At 37.4% G+C, this 20989-nt stretch carries 25 protein-coding genes and 1 other annotated feature; of the genes, 18 read left to right on the top strand and 7 right to left on the bottom strand.

Annotation, left to right across the window (positions count from 1 at the left end):
• The first annotated feature begins 58 nt into the window (after nt 1-58).
• From ACFO3L_RS00480 to recD2, 3 genes are all read left to right on the top strand, one after another.
• On the top strand, nt 59-901 hold the full coding sequence (locus tag ACFO3L_RS00480) for a putative RNA methyltransferase (protein WP_379962832.1): 843 nt from the start codon (nt 59-61) through the stop codon (nt 899-901).
• A gap of 232 nt (nt 902-1133) precedes the next feature.
• A complete protein-coding gene (trmL, locus tag ACFO3L_RS00475; RefSeq protein WP_379962831.1) occupies nt 1134-1640 on the top strand; it encodes a tRNA (uridine(34)/cytosine(34)/5-carboxymethylaminomethyluridine(34)-2'-O)-methyltransferase TrmL in 507 nt (168 codons plus the stop codon).
• A 28-nt stretch (nt 1641-1668) separates the two neighbouring features.
• The gene (recD2, locus tag ACFO3L_RS00470; RefSeq protein WP_379962830.1) at nt 1669-4098 is read left to right on the top strand and encodes an SF1B family DNA helicase RecD2; all 2430 of its coding nucleotides are present in this window, start codon (nt 1669-1671) and stop codon (nt 4096-4098) included.
• A gap of 69 nt (nt 4099-4167) precedes the next feature.
• On the opposite strand, the gene ACFO3L_RS00465 is transcribed toward recD2, so the two are convergent.
• The gene (locus ACFO3L_RS00465; protein ID WP_379962828.1) at nt 4168-4662 is read right to left on the bottom strand and encodes a QueT transporter family protein; all 495 of its coding nucleotides are present in this window, start codon (nt 4660-4662) and stop codon (nt 4168-4170) included.
• A gap of 112 nt (nt 4663-4774) precedes the next feature.
• Nucleotides 4775-5005 carry a hypothetical protein gene (locus tag ACFO3L_RS00460; RefSeq protein ID WP_379962826.1) on the bottom strand — a complete coding sequence of 77 codons (231 nt, stop codon included), beginning with the start codon at nt 5003-5005 and terminating at the stop codon, nt 4775-4777.
• 458 nt (nt 5006-5463) lie between these two features.
• Here ACFO3L_RS00460 and ACFO3L_RS00455 point away from each other — a divergent pair, with 458 nt between their 5' ends.
• A complete protein-coding gene (locus ACFO3L_RS00455) occupies nt 5464-6417 on the top strand; it encodes a diacylglycerol/lipid kinase family protein (RefSeq protein ID WP_379962825.1) in 954 nt (317 codons plus the stop codon).
• A gap of 61 nt (nt 6418-6478) precedes the next feature.
• Here the strand turns inward: ACFO3L_RS00455 and cbpA are convergent, their stop codons facing one another.
• Complete coding sequence (gene cbpA / locus ACFO3L_RS00450) at nt 6479-7108, bottom strand: cyclic di-AMP binding protein CbpA (RefSeq protein ID WP_379962824.1); 630 nt, start codon at nt 7106-7108, stop codon at nt 6479-6481.
• Nucleotides 7109-7253: 145 nt separating this feature from the next.
• On the opposite strand from cbpA, the gene rpmG reads away from it, so the two are divergent.
• The 9 genes from rpmG (at nt 7254) to rplL (ending at nt 12495) form a co-directional block, all read left to right on the top strand.
• On the top strand, nt 7254-7406 hold the full coding sequence (rpmG, locus tag ACFO3L_RS00445; RefSeq protein WP_379962822.1) for a 50S ribosomal protein L33: 153 nt from the start codon (nt 7254-7256) through the stop codon (nt 7404-7406).
• Between the two features lie 11 nt (nt 7407-7417).
• A complete protein-coding gene (secE, locus tag ACFO3L_RS00440; RefSeq protein WP_379962821.1) occupies nt 7418-7588 on the top strand; it encodes a preprotein translocase subunit SecE in 171 nt (56 codons plus the stop codon).
• A gap of 122 nt (nt 7589-7710) precedes the next feature.
• Nucleotides 7711-8256, top strand: a complete 546-nt coding sequence (gene nusG / locus ACFO3L_RS00435; RefSeq protein WP_379962820.1) for a transcription termination/antitermination protein NusG — start codon at nt 7711-7713, stop codon at nt 8254-8256.
• Between the two features lie 198 nt (nt 8257-8454).
• Complete coding sequence (gene sdaAB / locus ACFO3L_RS00430; RefSeq protein ID WP_379962818.1) at nt 8455-9120, top strand: L-serine ammonia-lyase, iron-sulfur-dependent subunit beta; 666 nt, start codon at nt 8455-8457, stop codon at nt 9118-9120.
• Nucleotides 9121-9135: 15 nt separating this feature from the next.
• On the top strand, nt 9136-10002 hold the full coding sequence (sdaAA, locus tag ACFO3L_RS00425; protein ID WP_379962817.1) for an L-serine ammonia-lyase, iron-sulfur-dependent, subunit alpha: 867 nt from the start codon (nt 9136-9138) through the stop codon (nt 10000-10002).
• 138 nt (nt 10003-10140) lie between these two features.
• Nucleotides 10141-10563, top strand: a complete 423-nt coding sequence (gene rplK / locus ACFO3L_RS00420) for a 50S ribosomal protein L11 (protein WP_379962816.1) — start codon at nt 10141-10143, stop codon at nt 10561-10563.
• Nucleotides 10564-10667: 104 nt separating this feature from the next.
• Complete coding sequence (gene rplA / locus ACFO3L_RS00415; RefSeq protein WP_379962815.1) at nt 10668-11357, top strand: 50S ribosomal protein L1; 690 nt, start codon at nt 10668-10670, stop codon at nt 11355-11357.
• A gap of 52 nt (nt 11358-11409) precedes the next feature.
• Nucleotides 11410-11539: a sequence feature (ribosomal protein L10 leader region), on the top strand.
• A gap of 36 nt (nt 11540-11575) precedes the next feature.
• Nucleotides 11576-12079, top strand: coding sequence for a 50S ribosomal protein L10 (gene rplJ, locus ACFO3L_RS00410; protein ID WP_379962814.1), 504 nt, complete (start codon nt 11576-11578; stop codon nt 12077-12079).
• A gap of 50 nt (nt 12080-12129) precedes the next feature.
• Nucleotides 12130-12495 carry a 50S ribosomal protein L7/L12 gene (gene rplL / locus ACFO3L_RS00405; RefSeq protein WP_379962813.1) on the top strand — a complete coding sequence of 122 codons (366 nt, stop codon included), beginning with the start codon at nt 12130-12132 and terminating at the stop codon, nt 12493-12495.
• Nucleotides 12496-12611: 116 nt separating this feature from the next.
• On the opposite strand, the gene ACFO3L_RS00400 is transcribed toward rplL, so the two are convergent.
• The 4 genes from ACFO3L_RS00400 to ACFO3L_RS00385 all read right to left on the bottom strand — a co-directional run bounded on the left by ACFO3L_RS00400 (nt 12612) and on the right by ACFO3L_RS00385 (nt 17008).
• Entirely contained in the window at nt 12612-13631 is a 1020-nt protein-coding gene (locus ACFO3L_RS00400; protein ID WP_379962812.1) for a branched-chain amino acid aminotransferase, read from the bottom strand.
• A gap of 219 nt (nt 13632-13850) precedes the next feature.
• On the bottom strand, nt 13851-14657 hold the full coding sequence (locus tag ACFO3L_RS00395; RefSeq protein WP_379962811.1) for a TPM domain-containing protein: 807 nt from the start codon (nt 14655-14657) through the stop codon (nt 13851-13853).
• The gene (locus ACFO3L_RS00390; protein ID WP_379962810.1) at nt 14654-15742 is read right to left on the bottom strand and encodes a TFIIB-type zinc ribbon-containing protein; all 1089 of its coding nucleotides are present in this window, start codon (nt 15740-15742) and stop codon (nt 14654-14656) included. The genes ACFO3L_RS00395 and ACFO3L_RS00390 overlap by 4 nt, the downstream gene beginning before the upstream one ends.
• 15 nt (nt 15743-15757) lie before the next feature.
• Nucleotides 15758-17008, bottom strand: coding sequence for an SPFH domain-containing protein (locus ACFO3L_RS00385; protein ID WP_379962809.1), 1251 nt, complete (start codon nt 17006-17008; stop codon nt 15758-15760).
• Nucleotides 17009-17191: 183 nt separating this feature from the next.
• Between ACFO3L_RS00385 and dnaX the strand changes: the two genes are divergently transcribed.
• From dnaX to ACFO3L_RS00360, 5 genes are read left to right on the top strand one after another with little or no spacing between them, the layout of a single operon-like run.
• The gene (dnaX, locus tag ACFO3L_RS00380; RefSeq protein WP_379962808.1) at nt 17192-18937 is read left to right on the top strand and encodes a DNA polymerase III subunit gamma/tau; all 1746 of its coding nucleotides are present in this window, start codon (nt 17192-17194) and stop codon (nt 18935-18937) included.
• A 33-nt stretch (nt 18938-18970) separates the two neighbouring features.
• Nucleotides 18971-19285, top strand: coding sequence for a YbaB/EbfC family nucleoid-associated protein (locus ACFO3L_RS00375; protein ID WP_379962807.1), 315 nt, complete (start codon nt 18971-18973; stop codon nt 19283-19285).
• Between the two features lie 22 nt (nt 19286-19307).
• Nucleotides 19308-19904 (top strand): recombination mediator RecR, encoded by a 597-nt coding sequence (gene recR / locus ACFO3L_RS00370; protein WP_379962806.1) that lies wholly within the window; start codon nt 19308-19310, stop codon nt 19902-19904.
• Nucleotides 19905-19939: 35 nt separating this feature from the next.
• On the top strand, nt 19940-20587 hold the full coding sequence (tmk, locus tag ACFO3L_RS00365; RefSeq protein WP_379962805.1) for a dTMP kinase: 648 nt from the start codon (nt 19940-19942) through the stop codon (nt 20585-20587).
• A 5-nt stretch (nt 20588-20592) separates the two neighbouring features.
• The gene (locus tag ACFO3L_RS00360; protein ID WP_379962804.1) at nt 20593-20922 is read left to right on the top strand and encodes a cyclic-di-AMP receptor; all 330 of its coding nucleotides are present in this window, start codon (nt 20593-20595) and stop codon (nt 20920-20922) included.
• The last annotated feature ends 67 nt before the right edge of the window (nt 20923-20989 follow it).

Raw genomic sequence — 20989 nt, 5'->3', positions numbered from 1 at the left:
TTCATTTTAGCATAAAAATGTGCTAAAGTAAGAACGAAAGTAAAGGAGAGATGGCCGAGTGTTAAAGAAAATCGATCGCGCAGCGGCGTTTATTCAAAAAGAATCAGAATTGTTTCGTTGTCCCATGTGTCACCAACAATTAACAGCAAAAGAAAAGTCGTTAGTCTGTTCTAATGGTCACCGATTTGATTTATCGAAAAAGGGAACGCCCTATTTTTTAAAACATCAAGTTCAAACAGATTATAATCAAGCGATGTTTCAACATCGTCGAAAGTTAATTATGAATGGCATGTACCAACCATTAATTGACGTATTAACGCCATACTGTGAAGGTGAACGTATCTTAGATGTTGGTTGTGGGGAAGGCAGTTTTCTAAGCCAATTAGCGACTAGCGCTCAATTAAAACCAAGCGTAGGGTTTGATATTTCGAAAGAAGGGATTTACCTCGCTTCTGATTACGGTGAAAATTTATTTTGGTGTGTGGCCGACTTAACCAACTTACCTTTTCAAATGGGGAGTTTTACGAGAGTTTTGAATATTTTCTCGCCGTCCAATTACCAAGAATTTAAACGTGTCCTTGTTCCAGGAGGTAAAGTTATCAAAGTTGTTCCTGGAAGTGAGTATTTAAAAGAACTGCGTCAAGCTTTTTACCCGGAAGATGAAACGAAGCAACATTATTCTAATGAAGCCGTCATTGATAAATTTCAAGAAACTTTTACGAAAATCACAAGAAAAACATTGAAATATACTTTTGATATCCCTGAAAATTGTCGTTTATCATTATTAGAAATGTCACCATTAGAGTGGGGCGTTTCACCTGAAAATAAAGCACAAGTTCAAAAAAATCCGCTAAAACAGATTACAATCGACTTAGAAATTTTAATTGGTGAATTTTTGTAGTGAAAAATGAAGATTATGTGAAAAATCTAATATTAATTTATTGAATTACACAGATTCAAGTGGTATATTAAGAACAAGTCATTTTTCATTGGTTTTTATCAGCATCCTGTTCTGATAAAAGTTAGTGATAAATACTTCACTAACGTAATAACTCGCCGTGCTAGACACCGAGTTGCTACGTTTTTTTTTTCAAAATTTTACACAAATGAAAATTTACAGAAAAAGAGGGACAATGATGAATCACATTGCTTTATTCGAACCACAAATCCCTGCAAATACGGGAAATATTGCACGAACTTGTGCTGCAACGAATACACCACTACATTTAATTAAGCCACTAGGTTTTTCAGTTGATGATAAACAATTAAAACGAGCAGGACTCGATTATTGGCACGATGTGGAAATCTACTATCATGAAAACTTGGAAGAATTTTTAGCTTTTGTTGGGGAGCGTCAATTGCACTTAATTTCAAAATTTGCGAATCGTGTCTATAGTGAAGTGAATTATAACGATAATGAAGATCACTTTTTTATTTTCGGCAAAGAGACAACAGGCTTGCCGGAAAGCTTTATGCGAGAAAATGAAGAGAAGTGTTTGAGAATTCCGATGAACGACGAGCATGTTCGCTCATTGAACTTATCAAATACAGCATGTATGATTGTCTATGAAGCGTTGCGTCAACAAGGATTCCCGCAATTAGAATTGAATCATCATTATGAAAATGATAAACTAGATTAATCAATAAATAATAAAGGAGCGAACAACAATGTCTGAAAGAAATTATATCGTCGGCAAAGTTGTCGCTATTTTTTTTCAAAATCCATCGAATTTTTATAAAGTCATTTTAGTCAAAGTAACCGAGACCAATACAAATGGCATTGAGGATGAGATTGTTGTAACCGGTAATTTTGGTGACGTTCAAGAAGATGAATTGTATCGCTTTTTCGGTGACTTTGTTGAACATCCGAAATATGGTAAACAAATGAAAGTCGAAACTTATCAAAAAGAGCAACCGACGTCCGAAAATGGTTTAATCGCTTTTCTTTCAAGTGATAAATTTCCAGGTATCGGTAAGAAAACAGCCGAAAAAATTGTGGAAGCTTTTGGTGAAACGGCGATTGATCAAATTTTAGAAAATCCAACCATCTTAGAACAAATTCCACAATTAAACCAAAAGAAATGCGACATGTTAGTGGAAACGATTCGTCTGAATTATGGGATGGACCAAGTGATTATCGGCCTAAACCGTTACGGATTTACGAGTCATTTTGCTTTCGCCATTTACAAAATGTATCAAAACGAAGCTTTGGAAATCATTGAAGAAAATCCTTATCGTTTAGTCGAGGATATAGAAGGAATAGGATTTGCGAAAGCCGATCAAATTGCTGAAAATTTAGGAATTGAAGCGACATCGCCTAGACGCTTACGAGCAGCGATTCTTTATCAGATTTTAGCACTTGCGTTACAAAGTGGAAATACGTACATTGAGGCCCAAAACTTGTTAGAAAGTACAATTCAATTACTTGAGACAAGTCGTCGAGTGGAGATAAAACCAGAATCCTTGGCTGATTGTGTCATTGAGCTTGTCGAAGAGGGGAAAATCAAACAAGAAGGAACACGTTTGTTTGAAAATAGTCTTTATTTTTCTGAAGTCGGGATTGCTACACAAATTCATCGTTTAATGGATGAGCAAGAATCGTATGATTATAAAGACGCCATGCTTGAAAAGACATTACGAAAAATCGAAAAGAAATTAGGCATTCAATATGGGGAATCACAAGAAGTTGCGATTAAAGCCGCAATTTCTTCTCCATTATTTATTTTAACGGGTGGCCCAGGAACGGGGAAGACAACGGTTATTAATGGGATTGTCCAGATGTTCGCCGAGATTCATGAGATTGATTTAGATATTAAGAAAAATCCAGATGAACCTTTCCCCATTTTATTAGCTGCACCAACTGGCCGAGCAGCTAAGCGAATGAACGAGACAACAGGTTTACCAAGTGGCACGATTCATCGTCTCTTGGGTTTAAATAATCGTGAACGGGCACCGGAAGAAGGAACGAAAGATTTAGAAGGTGGACTTTTAATTGTCGATGAGATGTCAATGGTCGATACGTGGTTAGCTAACACCTTAATAAAAGCGATACCTGAAGGGATGCAGGTGATTTTTGTCGGGGATAAGGATCAATTACCTTCTGTGGGACCCGGGCAAGTCTTACATGATTTATTAGAAATTACAGCGATTCCTAAACAAGAATTAACGGAGATTTATCGCCAAGGTGATGGTTCGAGTATTATTTCTTTAGCTCACGAAATTAAGAATGGTCAACTGCCAAGTAATTTAACTCAAAATCAAAAAGACCGCTCTTATTTTGCTTGTGAAGCCCATCAAATCGAACCAATTATTGCGAGCATTGTAACTAAGGCTAAAAATAAGGGGTTTACCCCTCAAGACATTCAAGTCTTAGCGCCGATGTATCGTGGTGTCGCTGGGATTAATGCACTGAACCAGATGATGCAAAATATTTTTAATCCTAATGATAATGGTAAAAAGAAAGAAGTCCGCTTCAATGACATCGCTTATCGGATTGGTGATAAAGTATTACAATTACAAAATATGCCGGAGAAAAATGTTTTTAATGGTGATATGGGACAAATTGTAGGGATTACTTATGCGAAAGATTCTGAAGATAAAGTGGATGAATTACTGATTCGTTTTGATCTAACAGAAGTTAGCTATACGCGAAATGAATGGCAACAGATTACCTTAGCTTATTGTTGTTCCATTCATAAAGCCCAAGGTAGTGAATTTAAAATGGTCATTTTACCGATGGTTCATCAATACCGCCGCATGTTGCAACGTAATTTACTCTACACGGCGGTTACTCGTAGTAAAGAGCTATTAATTTTATTAGGTGAACCGAGTGCTTATCAACAGAGTATTCAACAAGAATCGCATATACGTCAAACCTCATTGAAGGAACGGATTTTTGAGGTTTTACCCCAAGTAGTCGATGAAACATTGAAACGTCCAGTTTCTCAAATTGAGATTACAGAGTCAACGCCAAGAAATGCTGAAAAGGAACAAGAAACGTTACCAACATACTTAACGAGTCAAATGGTGATACAGCAACAAGTTGATCCGATGATCGGAATGGAAGAACTCTCGCCTTATGATTTTATGAGAAAATAAAAATTATCCATCAACAGATAAAAAAACTCCGCGACAGTTATTGTCGTGGAGTTTTTATCCTTTTAGGAATTAAATTTGTTGGTCGAACCGTACAGTTTTATTAATCCAGTACATCACTGGAGCTGAAATACTCATAATAATCAATTCACTTAAAGCCGTTGTTCCAAAAGTCATCCAAAATGGTAACTCTGCTGTGATTGTTAACATGATGGCAATTAAAAACATGCTCGCAGTGAAAAAAAGTGTGTTTAAAGCTAAACGCATTTTTATATTTGGAACGTATTTTTGTAAACTTGCGGTTAAGACAAGGGCCAGTAAGGTTTGACCACCGCCGAATAAAACATCCAAGGGGCCGAAACCAAAGAGTAAATTGTAAACAATTACGCCTCCTAGTACTCCCCATAGTAGTTTACGATTAAATACGACAAGGTGATTCAAACTTTCTGATAAGCGAAATTGAATAGCACCTGATGAAAAGGGAAGAACTAAACTTAATACAATATACAAAGCCATCACAATAGCGTTGGCTGCTAGTGTTTTTACACCATTTTTTTGTTGACTCATTTCCTATACCTACTTTCTCCAAGTTTTGATGATGCGGGATGGTTGATGAACCGCATTTTGACACAGCGTTTATTCTAACCTTTATAAAGAGACGTGTCAAATGACCTTTTAATTAATAATTTTTATAATGATTGTTTGCTTGTTGCTTACGGACCCACTTTTTACGCGTTCTTCCAATGGTATATAATAAAATAGCGGAGGCGTAAAATAAAAGTGTGAATCCTTGAAGAAGTACAAAAATCCAACGAGTAATCGTTGATAAATCGATTTTTAATATACGAAGTAGCGTAAATTCAACAATTAACAGTAAAGTTGAAAAACCGATTAGATGGTAAAATTTCATTGTGTCACTCCTTATCCTCGGATAGTATAACAATATTTAAGAAAAGATTAAAGAAAATATTTCTTACTAACGAACATATGTAAACGCTTGCATATTTTTGAGAATGTGCTATATTATAAGTGTAAGGAGTCATAGGAATTCCCGGTAAGGTAGCCGATATAGGTGCTACAAGAAAAGAATTGTTGTGAATCTCTTGAAAAATACACGAAGAGGATGTGGGAATTTGAGTTACTCCTTACTAATTGAATAGGGATCCGATGAATACGTCATGATGAAGTGGACATAAGAACCTTCTAGCGTAAAGAGTAGGTACGTCTAAGAAACAATTAAGCTTGAAGCAATTCAAGAGACGTCAAAACTACGAACATCGGATTCTATTTTTATGTCTTTTTTTATTGCTATCAAATAATTCGTGGTATAATATTAAGAAAGACTTAAGAGATGACGAGGTTAAGGATTTGAAATTCCATTATCATTTAATTGTTAACCCTGCTTCTGGTGGGGGTAAGGGCAAGAAACATAGCGATATTATTATTGAGTTGTTAAAAAAATATCAATTTCATTATACCGCTTATTTTACAGAATTTCCTGGACATGAAATTGCCTTTATTGATGAATTGAATCAATCGACTTTACGTGCTTGGCGTGAAGAAGAACGTGATGAGGCAGTGACTTTTCCTTTAGTAATTGTTGTTGGAGGCGACGGGACGTTACACCAAGTCGTCGAGCGTTTGAATTACTTAAAGTCTCAAGCGCCTGTTTCATATATCCCAGCAGGCTCAGGAAATGACTTTGCACGAGGGTTTGGTATCTCACTTGATCCAGTTCAAGCTTTTTGGCAAATTATTAAAGCTCAAAGACCGCAAAAAATTAATATATTTTCTTACCATGAACAAATAACTGGGAAAAAAGGTGTTGTAATCAATAGTTTAGGTATTGGAATTGATGGCGTGATTGTCTATCAAACGACGAAAACAGAGAAGAAACAATTTTTATCTTCATTTGTCTATATTTTTCCGATTTTCAAAGCACTTTTTAAACAAAAAGGTTTCCCAGTACTAATTGAAGCAAATGGCCAAGAGTTAAATTTCAAAAAGACTTTTTTATGTACGATGACTAATCATCCCTATTTAGGTGGGGGCATTCCACTTGCCCCAATGGCTGACAGTCAATCACCAGAATTTGAGTGTGTCGTTGTCGAAAAACATTCTTTTTTCATTATCTTTAAGTTGATTTTTTTATTACTATTTAAAAAGCAAGAAAAATCAAAGGATTTTATCCATTTTTCAACCAATAAGTTACGGATTGTTTCAACGACTCAACAGTTTTGCCAAGTTGATGGAGAAGTCATTGAACAAAATGCTTTTGATTTTACGTTACAACCAAATACTCAAAATATTTGGTTTTTGTAACGCATATAAAAAATGAAAATACCTACCTACTGACCAATCGAAGAGTCCGTAGGTAGGTATTTTAAATTTTAGACAATTTCAACGTGTGGAATTGTTTTCGTTCCAAGCGATTCATAATTTTTTCAAGAACTTCTTTTTCTGTTTGTTTAGGAAAAGTCATTGATATTTCTTGTCTATTCGGATATGTTGTGGAATTCAATAAGAATAAATTAACTAAAGGTGAATACTTGGTAACAATTTTTGTAATAGTCGCAATATCGTTTGGTTTTCCGTGCGTTTCGACCGTTAGGAGACAATGGCCGTCTTCAATTCCTAGTTCATGCCAATAAAAATCAAGCATTTTTTCATGCATCAAGATACCGATGAATGTTTGATGTTCATCTAAAACAGCAATATAAGGTAAATCACGTAAGGTGAATAAGATATTAAAAGTAGAAGCATTCTCATAAATGAACTTCGTAGCATTTTTCAATAAGTAAGTAACGGGTAAATTCATATCGCCACCTTGTGACTTGTGACGGTATAAGTGCATCTTATAAATATTCCCTCTAAATAGTAGATTAGTATCATCTAATATTGGGGCACAGCGATTATCGGATGTTTCTAAAATTTCTAACGCTTCAGCTAACGTTTGAGATTCATTAATAATGGTTAAAGAATCTCTTTTTATAACGGCAGACGCCAATAGCATGTATACTCCTCCAAATTTCATCTATTTTTAACTTAATTATAATATCATAAAAATAAGGAAAGTCCTAGTTCGAATTGACAGTTTTTCAAAATCATGATAAATTTAGCGTAATGATTATTTGTAAAGCTCTAAAGGAGGCCGTCTTATGGCAGTTAGAAAATCAGCCTTAGCTTGTTCAATCTGTGGTTCTCGTAATTACTCGAAATCAGTTAACGAGGGTAAAAAGGGAGACCGATTAGAAGTTAATAAATTTTGTAAATATTGTAAAAAGCATACGGTGCATAAAGAAACCAAGTAGGGGGTTAATCGATGAAATTTATCCGTGGTGTGAAAGAAGAAATGAAAAAAGTAACATGGCCTACAGGCAAACAATTGCGTCGCGATGCGATGATCGTTATTCAAACGTCTATCATCTTTGCGATTCTTTTCTACGTGATGGATACTGGTGTTCAAACAGTCTTTAGTTGGATTTTAAAATAGAAATCCAAAGCTATCGCTAGTAAAAATGTGATTCAGGTGCTATAATATTGTTGAGAAAAAACTTCGAATCATCGAGGTTTTTTTAGTTTGTGTTGAAGAAAATAAGATTAGGAGCCAAAAAAATGGAATCTTTTGAAAAAAGTTGGTATGTCTTACATACGTATTCAGGCTATGAAAATCGTGTAAAAGCGAATATTGAATCCCGTGCACAAAGCATGAGAATGGGAGACTATATTTTTAGAGTCGTTGTACCAGAAGAAACGACGAAAGAAGTTAAAAATGGTAAAGAAAAAGAAGTAATTAATAAAACTTTCCCAGGTTATGTTTTAGTTGAAATGACAATGACAGATGAGTCTTGGTATGTTGTTCGAAATACGCCAGGTGTGACTGGTTTCGTAGGTTCACATGGAGCAGGTAGTAAACCGGCACCGTTATTGCCAGAAGAAATCAATTCAATCTTGAAATCATTAGGAATGAATATCCGCAATGTTGAATTGAGCTTATCTTTAGGCGAAACAATCAAAATTATTGAAGGTGCTTTTGCTGGTTTAGAAGGACAAGTGACAGAAATCGACGATGAAAAACGTAAATTAAAAGTTAACGTTGAAATGTTCGGTCGTGAAACAAGTACCGAACTTGACTTTGATCAAATTGAACAATTAAGTTAATGATTGGATAAGCCATCAAGAATGTTACTTGATGGCTTTTTTGTGACCAAAAATCGATTAAGTGAACGATTTCATTCTTTTATGAAAAAATTCTGAATTTTGATTAAAAAGAGATAATTTCTATTGCTATGTGAAAGGCTTCGCGTTAATGTAATGTGAGTTGTGATAACGCACGTATTAAGAAAGGGAGGTGTTGAAATGGAGCAATTAAAATATCGTAGTGTTTTTGATATTATCGGTCCAATTATGATTGGTCCAAGTAGCTCACATACAGCAGGGGCAGCTAGAATCGGAAAAGTTGTTCGGCGAATTTTTGGCATGCTACCAGACAGTGTAGATATTTATTTATATGAATCGTTTGCTAAAACTTATCGCGGACATGGAACAGATATTGCTTTAGTCGGTGGTTTATTAGGCATGGAACCCGATGATCCACGCTTAGCTGATTCTATAAAGATTGCCTATGAATCAGGTATGGAGGTCGGCTTTATTCCCAAAAAAGAAAAAGCAGAACATCCGAATATGGTGCAATTAAAAGTTAGTAAGGGCGAGCATAAGTTAACTGTCACAGGCATTTCAATTGGTGGCGGAAATATTCAAATTTCTGAGGTGAATGGATTCAAACTTTCATTATCTTTAGGGACACCAACTTTTATTATCGTTCATCAAGATGTTCCAGGAATGATTGCGAAAGTGACGCAACTATTTTCGGAAGCTAAAGTCAATATCGGAACGATGACAGTTACGCGAGAATCAAAAGGCGAAAAGGCCATCATGATTATTGAGACTGATGAACGTCAAGATTCATTTTTAGAAAAAATCCAGCAAATAGATTCTATCTATAGCGCTTCATATTTTGAATAAAGGGGCAAAAGATAAATGTTTTATTCAGTAGAAGATTTAGTTGATCAAAGTGCCAAGTACGATTCAGTTGCGGAATTAATGATTGCAGTTGAAATCGAAATGACTGGTCGAACAAAAGAAGAGATTCTTGACTTGATGGAACGCAACTTAACTGTTATGGAGCAATCTGTCGCTGAGGGCGTTGCCGGTGTGGTTTCAGTAACAGGTCTGACAGGCGGCGATGCGAAAAGGATGGATGAATACTTAGAAACAGCTGATTTTTTAAGCGGTGATTTAATTTTAAAAGCAGTTCGTAATGCAATCGGAGTGAATGAAGTCAACGCCAAGATGGGACTCGTTTGTGCGACACCGACAGCGGGAAGTGCCGGTGTGGTACCTGGTGTCTTGATGGCTTGTCGTGAAAAATTACAATTAAGTCGTCGTCAACAGCTCGATTTCTTGTTTGCTGCGGGTGCTTTTGGTTTAGTCATGGCTAATAATGCTTCCATTTCGGGTGCAGAAGGTGGATGTCAAGCTGAGATAGGATCAGCGAGTGCGATGGCGGCTGCAGCGCTTGTTTTGGCTAAAGGTGGAACAGCAGAACAAGCGGGACAGGCAATTGCGATGACCTTAAAAAATATGATGGGTTTAATTTGTGATCCTGTTGCGGGATTAGTTGAAGTTCCTTGTGTTAAGCGTAATGCTTTAGGCTCGTCACAAGCGTTTATTTCAGCCGATATGGCTTTAGCCGGCATTCAAAGTGTCATTCCAGTCGATGAAGTCATTGCAACGATGTACCGGGTAGGACGCCAAATGCCGAGTATTTTTAAGGAAACAGCCGAAGGGGGCTTAGCAGTGACACCAACTGCGCAGCGCCTGACAAAAGAAATTCTAGAAAAGTAGTTTAAATAGTTGAAATTTAAATTAATTCTGCTATAATGTTTTGAGTGTGCGTTTAGTCTATGCACACGTAAGTTTTAAGTGGGAGGAGAAATTTGTATCTCCAATTAACCACATCACGGACTCAAGGAGGTATGTCTCGTGGCAAAAAAAGTAGAAAAAATCGTTAAATTGCAAATTCCTGCAGGTAAAGCAACACCAGCTCCACCAGTAGGGCCAGCATTAGGTCAAGCAGGCGTTAACATTATGGGATTCACTAAAGAATTTAACGCTCGTACAGCAGACCAAGCAGGTTTAATTATTCCAGTAGTGATTTCTGTATACGAAGACCGTTCATTCACATTCGTAACAAAAACACCACCGGCAGCTGTTCTTTTAAAGAAAGCAGCAAACATCCAAAAAGGTTCAGGCGTTCCTAACAAAGATAAAGTTGCAACAGTAACAAGCGACCAAATCAAAGAAATCGCTGAATTGAAAATGGAAGACCTAAACGCAGCAACTGTTGAAGCAGCAATGCGCATGGTTGAAGGAACTGCAAGAAGCATGGGAATCACTGTAGCATAATTCTACAGACCTTAAAGAAGTAGCTTCTCAGTTGACACTGTATTGAAAAACACAGATACGTGGGAGGTTCTACCGCTATAACCACATAAGGAGGAAACACAAAAATGGCTAAAAAAAGCAAAAAAATGCAAGATGCATTAAAAAAAGTTGACGCAACAAAAGCTTATTCATTAGAAGAAGCAGTAGCATTAGCTAAAGAAACAAACATCGCAAAATTTGACGCAACTGTTGAAGTTGCTTACCGTCTAAATGTAGACCCTAAAAAAGCGGATCAACAAATCCGTGGTGCAGTAGTATTACCTAACGGAACTGGTAAAACACAATCTGTATTAGTATTCGCTAAAGGCGAAAAAGCAAAAGAAGCAGAAGCTGCTGGCGCTGATTTCGTGGGCGAAGGCGACTTAGCTCAAAAAATCTTAGGTGGCTGGTTCGACTTTGATGTCGTAGTAGCAACTCCAGATATGATGGCTGAAGTTGGTAAATTAGGTCGTGTCTTAGGTCCTAAAGGTTTAATGCCTAACCCTAAAACTGGTACTGTAACAATGGATGTTACTAAAGCGATTGAAGAAGTTAAAGCTGGTAAAGTAACTTACCGTGTTGACAAAGCTGGAAACGTTCATGTTCCAATTGGTAAAGTATCATTTGATGATGCAAAATTAGTTGAAAACTTCAGAACAATCCATGATGTTTTAGTTAAAGCAAAACCTGCAGCAGCTAAAGGTCAATACATGAGAAACATCTCTGTGACTACAACATTTGGTCCTGGTGTTCATGTAGATCAAAACTCATTTTAATTTAATAATAAAATAGTTGACTCAGCTATCTTTCCTATGATAAGATAGCTGAGGTTAATAGTTAACTGTACCGAAGACAGTAGGTGACGCAAGTCATAATTCCTACCGAGGACGTTTATTGATGGAAAACATTCAATAGTCCCTCTATGTCTACGGTGGCATAGGGTTTTTTGTTTTACAAAGAACTCTTCCATCAAAATCAGGAGGTGAAATTAATAATGAGTGAAGCAATTATCGCTAAAAAAGCCGTATTGGTTGAAGAAGTAACCGAAAAATTCAAAGCAGCAGCTTCAGTAGTTATCGTAGACTACCGTGGTTTAACTGTTGATGAAGTAACTCGTTTACGTAAACAATTGCGTGATGCTGGCGTTGAGATCAAAGTTATCAAAAACTCTATTCTTTCACGTGCAGCGAAAGCAGCAGGTTTAGAAGGTTTAGACGAAGTGTTTACAGGTCCAACTGCTGTTGCTTTCAGTAACGAAGATGTTGTCGCACCTGCGAAAATCATCGACGAATTTGCACAAGAGGCAAAAGCATTAGAAATTAAAGGTGGCGTAATCGAAGGAAAAGTTTCTTCATTGGAAGAAATTATCGCTTTGGCAAAATTACCAAACCGCGAAGGTCTTTTATCAATGCTTTTATCTGTATTACAAGCGCCAGTTCGCAACGTGGCTTACGCTGTCAACGCAGTTATCGAGAGCAAAGAAGAAGAAGTAGCTTAATCGCTGCATAAAAAAACAAAAAAAACATTCATTAAATGGAGGAAATTAAAATGGCATTGAACATTGAAAACATTGTTGAAGAGCTAAAAGGCGCAACAATTTTAGAATTAAGTGGCTTAGTAAAAGCTATCGAAGAAGAATTTGGCGTATCAGCAGCAGCTCCTGTAGCTGTAGCAGCAGCAGGTGCATCTGCAGCTGAAGAGCAAACAGAATTTACAGTTGAATTAACATCAGCTGGTGACTCAAAAGTTAAAGTTATCAAAGCAGTTCGTGAAGCAACTGGTCTTGGCTTGAAAGAAGCTAAAGGTTTAGTAGATAGCGCTCCTGCAGCAGTTAAAGAAAACATCTCTAAAGAAGATGCTGAAGCATTAAAAGCAGCTTTAGAAGAAGTTGGCGCATCTGTAACAGTTAAATAATTCTATTGAATTGTTCGAGAGTTAAAATCCTTATTAATTAAGGATTTTAACTCTTTTTTATAGTAAAAGCAGCTATCTAGCGAAGAAGTTCCTCTTCTAGATAGCTGCTTTTGATATTAAATGACTGAAAGAATCCATCCTTCCGGTGCATTGATATCACCAAATTGAATACCGGTTAGTTCCTCATATAATTTTTTGGTAATCGGTCCAACTTCGGTTTCACTATAGAAAACGTGGAAGTCATCGTTGTATTGGATACCACCAATTGGCGAGATAACAGCAGCTGTCCCACAGGCACCAGCTTCTGTAAAACGGTCTAAGTCATCGACAAAGACGTCACCTTCGATTGCAGTTAAGCCTAAACGATGTTCTGCTAAGTAAAGCAGAGAATATTTCGTAATACTCGGCAAAATGGATGGTGAAATCGGTGTGACAAACTCATTATCTTTAGTAATCCCAAAGAAATTGGCTGAACCGACTTCTTCAATTTTCGTATGCGTTTGGGGATCTAAGTAAATACAGTCCGAGAAATTTTTTGCATGGGCTTCTTGACCAGGTAATAAACTTGCCGCATAGTTGCCTCCGACTTTAATCGAACCAGTACCATTTGGGGCAGCTCGATCGTAATTAGACACGATAAAGTTTGTCGGTGTTAACCCACCTTTAAAATAAGGACCAACGGGCATACAAAAGACTGTAAAAATATATTCTTGTGCTGGTTGGACACCAATCATATCGCCAACACCAATTAGCAATGGGCGAATGTAAAGTGTACCACCAGTGCCATAAGGAGGGACATATTCTTGGTTCGCCTTTACGACTTGCATGACAGCCTCAATAAACAGTTCTTCTGGAACTTCGGGCATGTAAAGGCGTTGCGCGCTGTGATTTAAGCGTTGACTATTTTGATCGGGGCGGAACAGATTTATCCCGCCATCTTTTCTCCGATATGCTTTTAATCCTTCAAAACATTGTTGTCCGTAATGCAAGGCAGTAGAAGCTTCACTAATTTTTAATTGATTGTCGCCTGTTAATTCCCCTGGTTGCCAGTGACCATCTGACCATTTTGCAAGGAAACGCCAAGGCGTTTTGATATAACTAAAACCTAACTCTTTCCAATTTATTTTCTTCTCCATTTATTCACAACCTTTTTTGATTTTAACTAGTATAGCATTGTTGAAAAATATTGTCGATATTTTCTGATAATTTTCGTGATAAACGTCAAGAATACCTAGAAAAAGACTCAGAATAGAGGGTGAAAATATCCTCTACTCTGAGTCTATGTTACTTGTATGAATGTTTCGTCGTTAGTGTAAAGAAGTAGCGATTCAATAAATATTGTCTTTAAGACGTTACTAGAAGCTGCGACCTCCACCACCAAATGTGCCACCACCGCTTGAGTGGGTCGTGCTACCACCACCACCGCCACCGGAATTGGTGGGCGGTTTTGGAATACGTCGAGTCGTCACAAATGAATTGACGAGTCGGTCTTCTTTAGAAACTAACTTTAAATTTGATTTTTCTTTAAATGGGTAAGTATAGGTGCCTGATTTTAATTGGTAGCGTGATTTTATAAAGATAAAGAAGGCACCAGCACTGATTAAAGCAATTGTCAGAGCAATGAAAATCTCAAAACCAGTTAGGACTTTATAGCGCGTGATTTTTCCAGTCTCACGATCGACACGGTAATGCCCACCGGGAACACCTTTAGTAATGTAATCTTGTGCCATGGTAAAATAATTCAGGGCTGCTGCGCCATAGTTTTCATCGACCATTTGATCATAAACACTATCTAAAATACTATCAATTCGGCTATCCGTTAAATAATCAATCATATTGCCAGAAGTTGAAATATAAATTTCTCGTTGACTCATATCTAAGAGTAAAACAGCGCCATTGTTATCGTTACCCACTCGATCGCGTAAATAGTTGTCAGCAAAATTTTCTGGAGATTCGCTGTTCTTTGTCGTTGTCACAACAAAGATTTCTCCTTTGATTTCTTGGTTGATTTCACTGGCCATTTGATTCATTGCATTGATTTCTTCTGCTGTAAATAATCCCACTTCATCATTGACAGTCGGTGAGGCTGCATGCACTGGCAAGCTAAAGAATAGGAAGCTTAAGAGTAGTAAAAAGGCACTCAGGCTTTTCCGAAAACTCATATGAAATAACCTCCAATCATCAGCAAGATTGCGAGGATGGCAAAAATACCACCAGAAACAAGACTTAATTTTTTGTAACTAATTGGTAAAATCCCGCTAACTTTACCGGTCTGGCCATTCATCGCATAGTAGAAGACATCATCGGAACCTGGGCTGCGATAAGTCACTAGCCAAACGGGGAGTAGCATATAATTTTTCTCAATAGAATCGAGGGAAAGATCTCGACTGCTTTCGCGAAATGTTGTGTACGTATTGACTGAATTTTTGAGTAAAGAACCGGCATAATCCTTGAGTTCATTTTCAACATCTTTTTCCAGTGTTTGGTATTCGATGTCACGTTTTTCCGCTTGAAATCCTGCTAAATATTGGTTTTTAAAGTCAATGGCATTTTCCAAGGGGAAAGGCTGGACGCTTTCCACCATTTTTTGTTGGACATTTTTTGATAAGGCATTTTTTACAAGGTCTTTAAAGCGAAAATCGCCCTGACGCTGGACCGAAAATTGTTTGGTCTCAGTGTATTCGAGCTCGCCAACTCGCCAAACACGAATTGATGTTCCCGAGCCTGATAATTGACCTTGCCCTTTAGCGTCAACAACCCAGTAAGGGAAGTAGACACCAGTTAATTTTTCAATTTGCTCTTCATTATAAAAGTCGGATGGAACGAATTTTTTTGTACTAACCCACTCGAGAAATTTTTCTTTAGCTTGCTCCTTCTCGATTTTAAAAGGCAAGACTTTATTTGGTAAAAAGGTCCCGCTTAATCGCCCAGATAAGACGACTGGATTATGACAAAAATAACAATAAGTTGCGGCTGTCGTTGCGTCAGTTACAATTTCCGCACCACAACTAGGGCAAAGAAAGAGTTGCATTGTCTCTTCTGCTGGCGGATCTAAACTACTTGTTTTGGTTTTTGTCTCAGGTATTGTCTCACTGGCTAAAGTGGCTGCTTTTTGTTTGGCCTCGAATTCAGAAACTTCTTCCTCAGTAAATACGCTCAGACAAAAAGGGCAATGAAATTTTTGATCGCTCGGATCAAAGGTTAATGCACCCCCACAGTTGGGACATTTATGTGTGATAATATCCATAAAAATCCTCCTTATCTAATCCAAGGGTACTCCTTGAAAAGGTTGGCCACATTCTGGGCAAAACTTAGGAACACCGTTGGCTAATTCAACTGGCTTACCACAAGCACTACACTTTAATTTGACGCTAACGGTTGCAGCTGCTTCTTCTTTTGGTTTCGGAGTACCACATTGACTACAGAAATTTCCAGTATTTTTTGTACCGCATTGTGGACAAGCCCATTCATTACTTTGAGCTGCCGATTGTTGCTGTTGTTGTGCTTGTTGTTGCTGTATTTGTTGTTGATTATTTTGAGAAGCTTGTTGGAAGAAACCGCCTGAAGCATTCATTCCCATACCGACACCCATGAAGCCAGTTGTTGCTCCCGCTTCGTTGCTACCAGCAGCTTCCATTCCACGAGCAATTGAACCTTGGACAAAGCCTTCACGAATAGAAGGATCGCCTAACATAGCACCTTGATTTCGCATGTTAATTAATTTTGTGGAGTCATCTGTATAGGAAATACTAGCAACAGCAACCGAAATAATTTCCATGCCGCGCAATTGTCTCCAAGAATCATCTAAGACATTCCCCATATATTTACTTAATTCCATACTTTTTGATGGGACATAAGAAATACGTTCGCCGTTTGCTGACATTTGGTTAATGGTTGTTTGTAGTGCAGTTAAAAATTCGGCTAAATATTGTTCATTAATATCGTTGATATCGACTTGTGTTTTATTTTTAGGAATAGCATTTGTATAAAATAAAATTGGATCAGTAATTTGAATGGAGTAGTTTCCATGTGCACGTAAAAATAATTCGGCATTATAAAAATTATCGAAATAGTTTAAAGGAGAAGAGGTGCCAAAACGAATTCCTTTAATTTCTTGTAAATTGATATAAAAAACTTGTTGCTTTTGTGGAGTAACGCCACCAAACTTGAAACGACTAAATGATTCAGAAATCGCAGCTTTTAAAGAGCCGTTAAACATGGATGGGGCTAGATTGTTCTTGACTGTGAAATAGCCTTCTTCAGCCGTGTAATCAATAATTTTTCCACCATCAACGAGTAACATCATCGTATTCGGATAAACATGAATAACCGATCCATCCGTAATGACATCATCGGTTCCTTTACGGTTGGAACCACGTTTGCTATCTTTTCGAACTTTGACCCCTTTTGTCAAGACCGTTGTGTCGCCCATATTATCTGGTTCAATCACCTCTAACCATTGGTCCGCGAAGCCGCCACCGATTGCACTTGTTGCTGCTTTAATTAATCCCATGTTACTTCCCCCAATCGAGTTTGTTTGTTTTTTTGAATTTCACCGTCATTATACCATAAGTCTTTTAAAAAAGAGTATTAGACCAAAGAAGGAGAAAAGCGGAATACTTTTGGTAAAATGTAGTTTTTTTACGATAAATTTCGTATAATAATAGATAGCGACTTAAAAATGAGGTGGAAAAAGATGGCTTATCAAGCCTTATATCGTGTTTGGCGTTCCCAACGATTTGAAGATATTGTTGGACAAAAGGCCGTGACACAAACGTTAAAAAATGCGATTGTACAAAATCAAATCTCCCACGCTTATTTATTTACTGGACCTCGAGGAACAGGAAAGACGAGTGCAGCAAAAATTTTTGCTAAAGCGATTAACTGTCCGAATAAAATTGAGGGTGAGCCGTGTAATGTTTGTGCGATTTGTCAAAGCATTACAGCAGGTACGCAAGAAGATGTTATAGAAATAGATGCGGCAAGTAACAATGGTGTGGAAGAGATTCGCTTCATTCGCGAACGAGCAAACTACGCACCTACCCAAGCGATGTATAAAATCTATATTATTGATGAAGTACATATGCTATCAACTGGGGCTTTTAATGCACTTTTAAAAACATTAGAAGAACCAAAGAAAAATGTCATCTTTATTTTAGCGACAACAGAACCACATAAAATTCCAGCAACGATTATTTCAAGAACCCAACGATTTGATTTTAAACGAATTCAAACGCAAGATATTATCGAACATTTGGCACATATTTTACAGACCAACCAAATTGATTACGAGCAATCGGCCTTGGAAGTGATTGCTCATGCGGCTCAAGGTGGAATGCGTGATGCCTTGAGTATTTTGGATCAAGGGATTTCCTTTAGTGATGGTACGATTACATTAGCCAATGCGCTAGAGGTGACTGGAAGCTTAACCTTTGATTTGATGGATGATTTGGTGTTACATTGGAATGAAGGCCATGTCGCACAAAGTTTAGAACAGCTTGATGAGATTTTGGCTTCTGGGAAAGAAGCGCGCCGTTTGTTGGAAAATTTACTTTCCTATTGTCGTGATTTGTTGATTTACCAACAAGCACCACAATTGTTGGAAGAAAAATCAAGTACCTTAACGGAACGCTTTAAAACATTAGCCAAAGAGATACCAGCTAATAAAATTTATCAATGGATTGAACAACTCAGTCAAACGCAAAATGATATTCGACTCACAACTAACCCTAAAATTTATTTAGAAGTAGCAATGGTTAAACTCAGTAGCGGACCTGTTCAATCGGGCTCAATAGTTACGAGCAATTCCGAGGTTGTTGATCAACAAGAGTTACAACAGCTAAAAATTGCGGTACAACAATTGCAAAAAGAGCTTAAAGGGCTTAAAGAAAATGGGGTCAAAGTTGCTAATGGTACGTCACAAGAGGCACCAGTTGCGAAACGTAACAAAACAACTGCAACCACTTTCCGTTTACCGCGGGAACGTGTTTTTGAAGTACTACGATCGGCAACGCGTGAGAATTTAGAACAAGTCAAGATGGCATGGGAAGAATTACTAGCCCACTTATCGGTGACTCATAAGGCGATGTTACGTTCGAGTCAACCAAAGGCAGCAAGTCCTAATGGTTTGGTAATCGCTTTTGATTATGAAATTATTTGTCAGCGAGCAGCCAATGATGAAGAGTTGAGTTTGGGTATTCATAATCACTTAAGTAACATCATTCAAGATTATGCACCAAAAGTTGTCTTTATTCCTCAAGAAAATTGGGGTGAATTACGTAAAGAATTTCTACAAGGGAATCAAGAAAAAAATGATCAGTTGGAAGCGACTGAGACAACAAATGAAGAACTTGCCCAAGTAGAACAACAAAGCCAACAAGAATTAGCTGTGGAAAAGGCCCAAGAATTATTTGGTGATTTAGCAACAATTATAGAAGATTAAAAGAAGCAATTACAGAAATGGAGCGATGCACAAATGATGCGTGGAATGGGAAATATGCAAGGTATGATGAAACAAGTTCAAAAAATGCAAAAAGAAATGGTTAAAGCTCAAGAGGCTTTAAACGAAAAAGAATTTGTTGGAGAATCAACAAATAGCTATGTTAAAGTACATGGAACAGGTGATAAGAAAATTACAGAAATTATCATTGATCCAGTAATTATTGATTCTGAAGATCCAGAAATGTTACAAGATCTAATCGTAATGGCTGTAAATGATGTCATTACAAAAATTGAAGTTGAAACAGAAGCTGTTATGGGCAAATACACTAAAGGAATGCCAGGATTTTAAGAGAAAAGTAGGGGAATAAATAGTGCATTATCCGGAACCAATTGCAAGATTAATCGCAAGTTATATGAATTTACCAGGAATTGGTCAAAAAACAGCGACTCGTTTAGCTTTTCATACAATTGAAATGAAAGATGAAGTCGTTAATGAATTTGCTAAATCATTACTAAGTGTTAAACGTGATTTAAGCTTTTGTCATATTTGTGGAAATTTAACAGAAGAAGACCCTTGTGAAATTTGTCGAGATAAAACAAGAGATCAAAGTACAATCTTAGTTGTTGAAGAACCAAAAGATGTGATGGCACTTGAAAAAGTTCGAGAGTATCATGGTTTATACCATGTCTTGCATGGTGTTTTATCACCGATGGAAGGGACTGGACCAGAAGATATTAATTTATCAAGTCTGATTAGTCGCTTACATAATGAAACGGTGAAAGAAGTGATTATTGCAACCAACGCTACGACTGAGGGGGAAGCGACCGCGATGTACTTATCTCGCTTGATTAAACCTGCAGGCATTAAAGTGACACGTTTAGCGCACGGCTTGTCGGTTGGTAGTGATATTGAATATGCAGATGAAGTGACATTGCTTAAAGCAGTGGAAGGTCGTCGCGAGTTATAATTTTAAGCAGGATCGATTAGATGGAGGATATCAAGGTGAGTGGAATTTTCATAACAATTGAAGGACCAGATGGAGCAGGTAAAACAAGTGTGATTAGCGAGTTATACCCTCGATTACAGTTAATAGCAAAAGAAGGCATTATTAAGACAAGAGAACCAGGTGGAATTCGGATTGCTGAAAAAATTCGTCAAATTATTTTGGACCCACGTAATGAAGAAATGGACGAGCGGACAGAAGCGTTGTTATATGCAGCGGCACGACGTCAACACTTAGTTGAAGTGATCTTACCTGCATTAAACGAAGGAAAAATCATTATCTGTGACCGTTTCGTGGATAGTTCATTAGCTTATCAAGGCGCGGGTCGTCGCATTGGAATGTCCGAAATTGCACAAATTAATGAGTTTGCTACAGAAGGAACGACACCACATTTCACTTTGTACTTAGATGTTGATTCCGATACAGGATTACGTCGAATCCAACAAAACCGAACGCATCAAATTGATCGCTTGGATTCAGAAGGGTTGGAATTTCACCAACGTGTCCGCCATGCTTATTTAAAAATTGCAGAAGAAAACCCTGAGCGCATTACAAAAATTGATGCACGAATGGGATTACAAGAAGTTGTCGACAAAAGTTTTGCGGCAATTGTAGAGAGGTTTCCAAATTACTTTAAAGGAGAATGATACAGATGAAATTAATTATGGCAGTTATTCAAGACAAAGATAGTAACCGTTTAGCAAATGAGTTTATCGATGCGAATATCCGTGCAACAAAATTATCGTCAACCGGTGGTTTTTTAAAGGCTGGTAATAGTACTTTTATTATTGGTGTAGAAGATGACCGTGTACAAGAAACCTTAGAGTTAATTAAGAAAACGTGTCAATCACGTAGCCAATATTTATCAAGTACAATGTCTTTAGATATGTCATTAGATGGGCAAGTCCCTTATCCAGTGGAAGTTGAAGTTGGAGGGGCAACGGTGTTTGTGTTACCTGTTGAAGGCTTCCATCGTTATTAATTAAGTCTTGTGGTATTAAGTCAAGTGATAAGTAGATTTGTTTTCATTGCTTTCATAGATTTTAGGC

The organism is Enterococcus eurekensis, assembly GCF_042654605.1.
Classification (GTDB): Bacteria; Bacillota; Bacilli; order Lactobacillales; family Enterococcaceae; genus Enterococcus_I; species Enterococcus_I eurekensis.
The sequence above is the reverse complement of the archived record's forward strand: the minus strand, read 5'-3'. Positions and strand labels throughout refer to the sequence as shown.

Coding starts and splice junctions, on each gene's coding strand:
- trmL (WP_379962831.1), top strand. CDS start 1,134: ATGATGAATCACATTGCTTTATTCGAACCACAAATCCCTGCAAATACG.
- recD2 (WP_379962830.1), top strand. CDS start 1,669: ATGTCTGAAAGAAATTATATCGTCGGCAAAGTTGTCGCTATTTTTTTT.
- ACFO3L_RS00465 (WP_379962828.1), bottom strand. CDS start 4,662: ATGAGTCAACAAAAAAATGGTGTAAAAACACTAGCAGCCAACGCTATT.
- ACFO3L_RS00460 (WP_379962826.1), bottom strand. CDS start 5,005: ATGAAATTTTACCATCTAATCGGTTTTTCAACTTTACTGTTAATTGTT.
- cbpA (WP_379962824.1), bottom strand. CDS start 7,108: ATGCTATTGGCGTCTGCCGTTATAAAAAGAGATTCTTTAACCATTATT.
- rpmG (WP_379962822.1), top strand. CDS start 7,254: ATGGCAGTTAGAAAATCAGCCTTAGCTTGTTCAATCTGTGGTTCTCGT.
- secE (WP_379962821.1), top strand. CDS start 7,418: ATGAAATTTATCCGTGGTGTGAAAGAAGAAATGAAAAAAGTAACATGG.
- nusG (WP_379962820.1), top strand. CDS start 7,711: ATGGAATCTTTTGAAAAAAGTTGGTATGTCTTACATACGTATTCAGGC.
- sdaAB (WP_379962818.1), top strand. CDS start 8,455: ATGGAGCAATTAAAATATCGTAGTGTTTTTGATATTATCGGTCCAATT.
- sdaAA (WP_379962817.1), top strand. CDS start 9,136: ATGTTTTATTCAGTAGAAGATTTAGTTGATCAAAGTGCCAAGTACGAT.
- rplA (WP_379962815.1), top strand. CDS start 10,668: ATGGCTAAAAAAAGCAAAAAAATGCAAGATGCATTAAAAAAAGTTGAC.
- rplJ (WP_379962814.1), top strand. CDS start 11,576: ATGAGTGAAGCAATTATCGCTAAAAAAGCCGTATTGGTTGAAGAAGTA.
- rplL (WP_379962813.1), top strand. CDS start 12,130: ATGGCATTGAACATTGAAAACATTGTTGAAGAGCTAAAAGGCGCAACA.
- ACFO3L_RS00400 (WP_379962812.1), bottom strand. CDS start 13,631: ATGGAGAAGAAAATAAATTGGAAAGAGTTAGGTTTTAGTTATATCAAA.
- ACFO3L_RS00395 (WP_379962811.1), bottom strand. CDS start 14,657: ATGAGTTTTCGGAAAAGCCTGAGTGCCTTTTTACTACTCTTAAGCTTC.
- ACFO3L_RS00390 (WP_379962810.1), bottom strand. CDS start 15,742: ATGGATATTATCACACATAAATGTCCCAACTGTGGGGGTGCATTAACC.
- ACFO3L_RS00385 (WP_379962809.1), bottom strand. CDS start 17,008: ATGGGATTAATTAAAGCAGCAACAAGTGCAATCGGTGGCGGCTTCGCG.
- dnaX (WP_379962808.1), top strand. CDS start 17,192: ATGGCTTATCAAGCCTTATATCGTGTTTGGCGTTCCCAACGATTTGAA.
- ACFO3L_RS00375 (WP_379962807.1), top strand. CDS start 18,971: ATGATGCGTGGAATGGGAAATATGCAAGGTATGATGAAACAAGTTCAA.
- ACFO3L_RS00360 (WP_379962804.1), top strand. CDS start 20,593: ATGAAATTAATTATGGCAGTTATTCAAGACAAAGATAGTAACCGTTTA.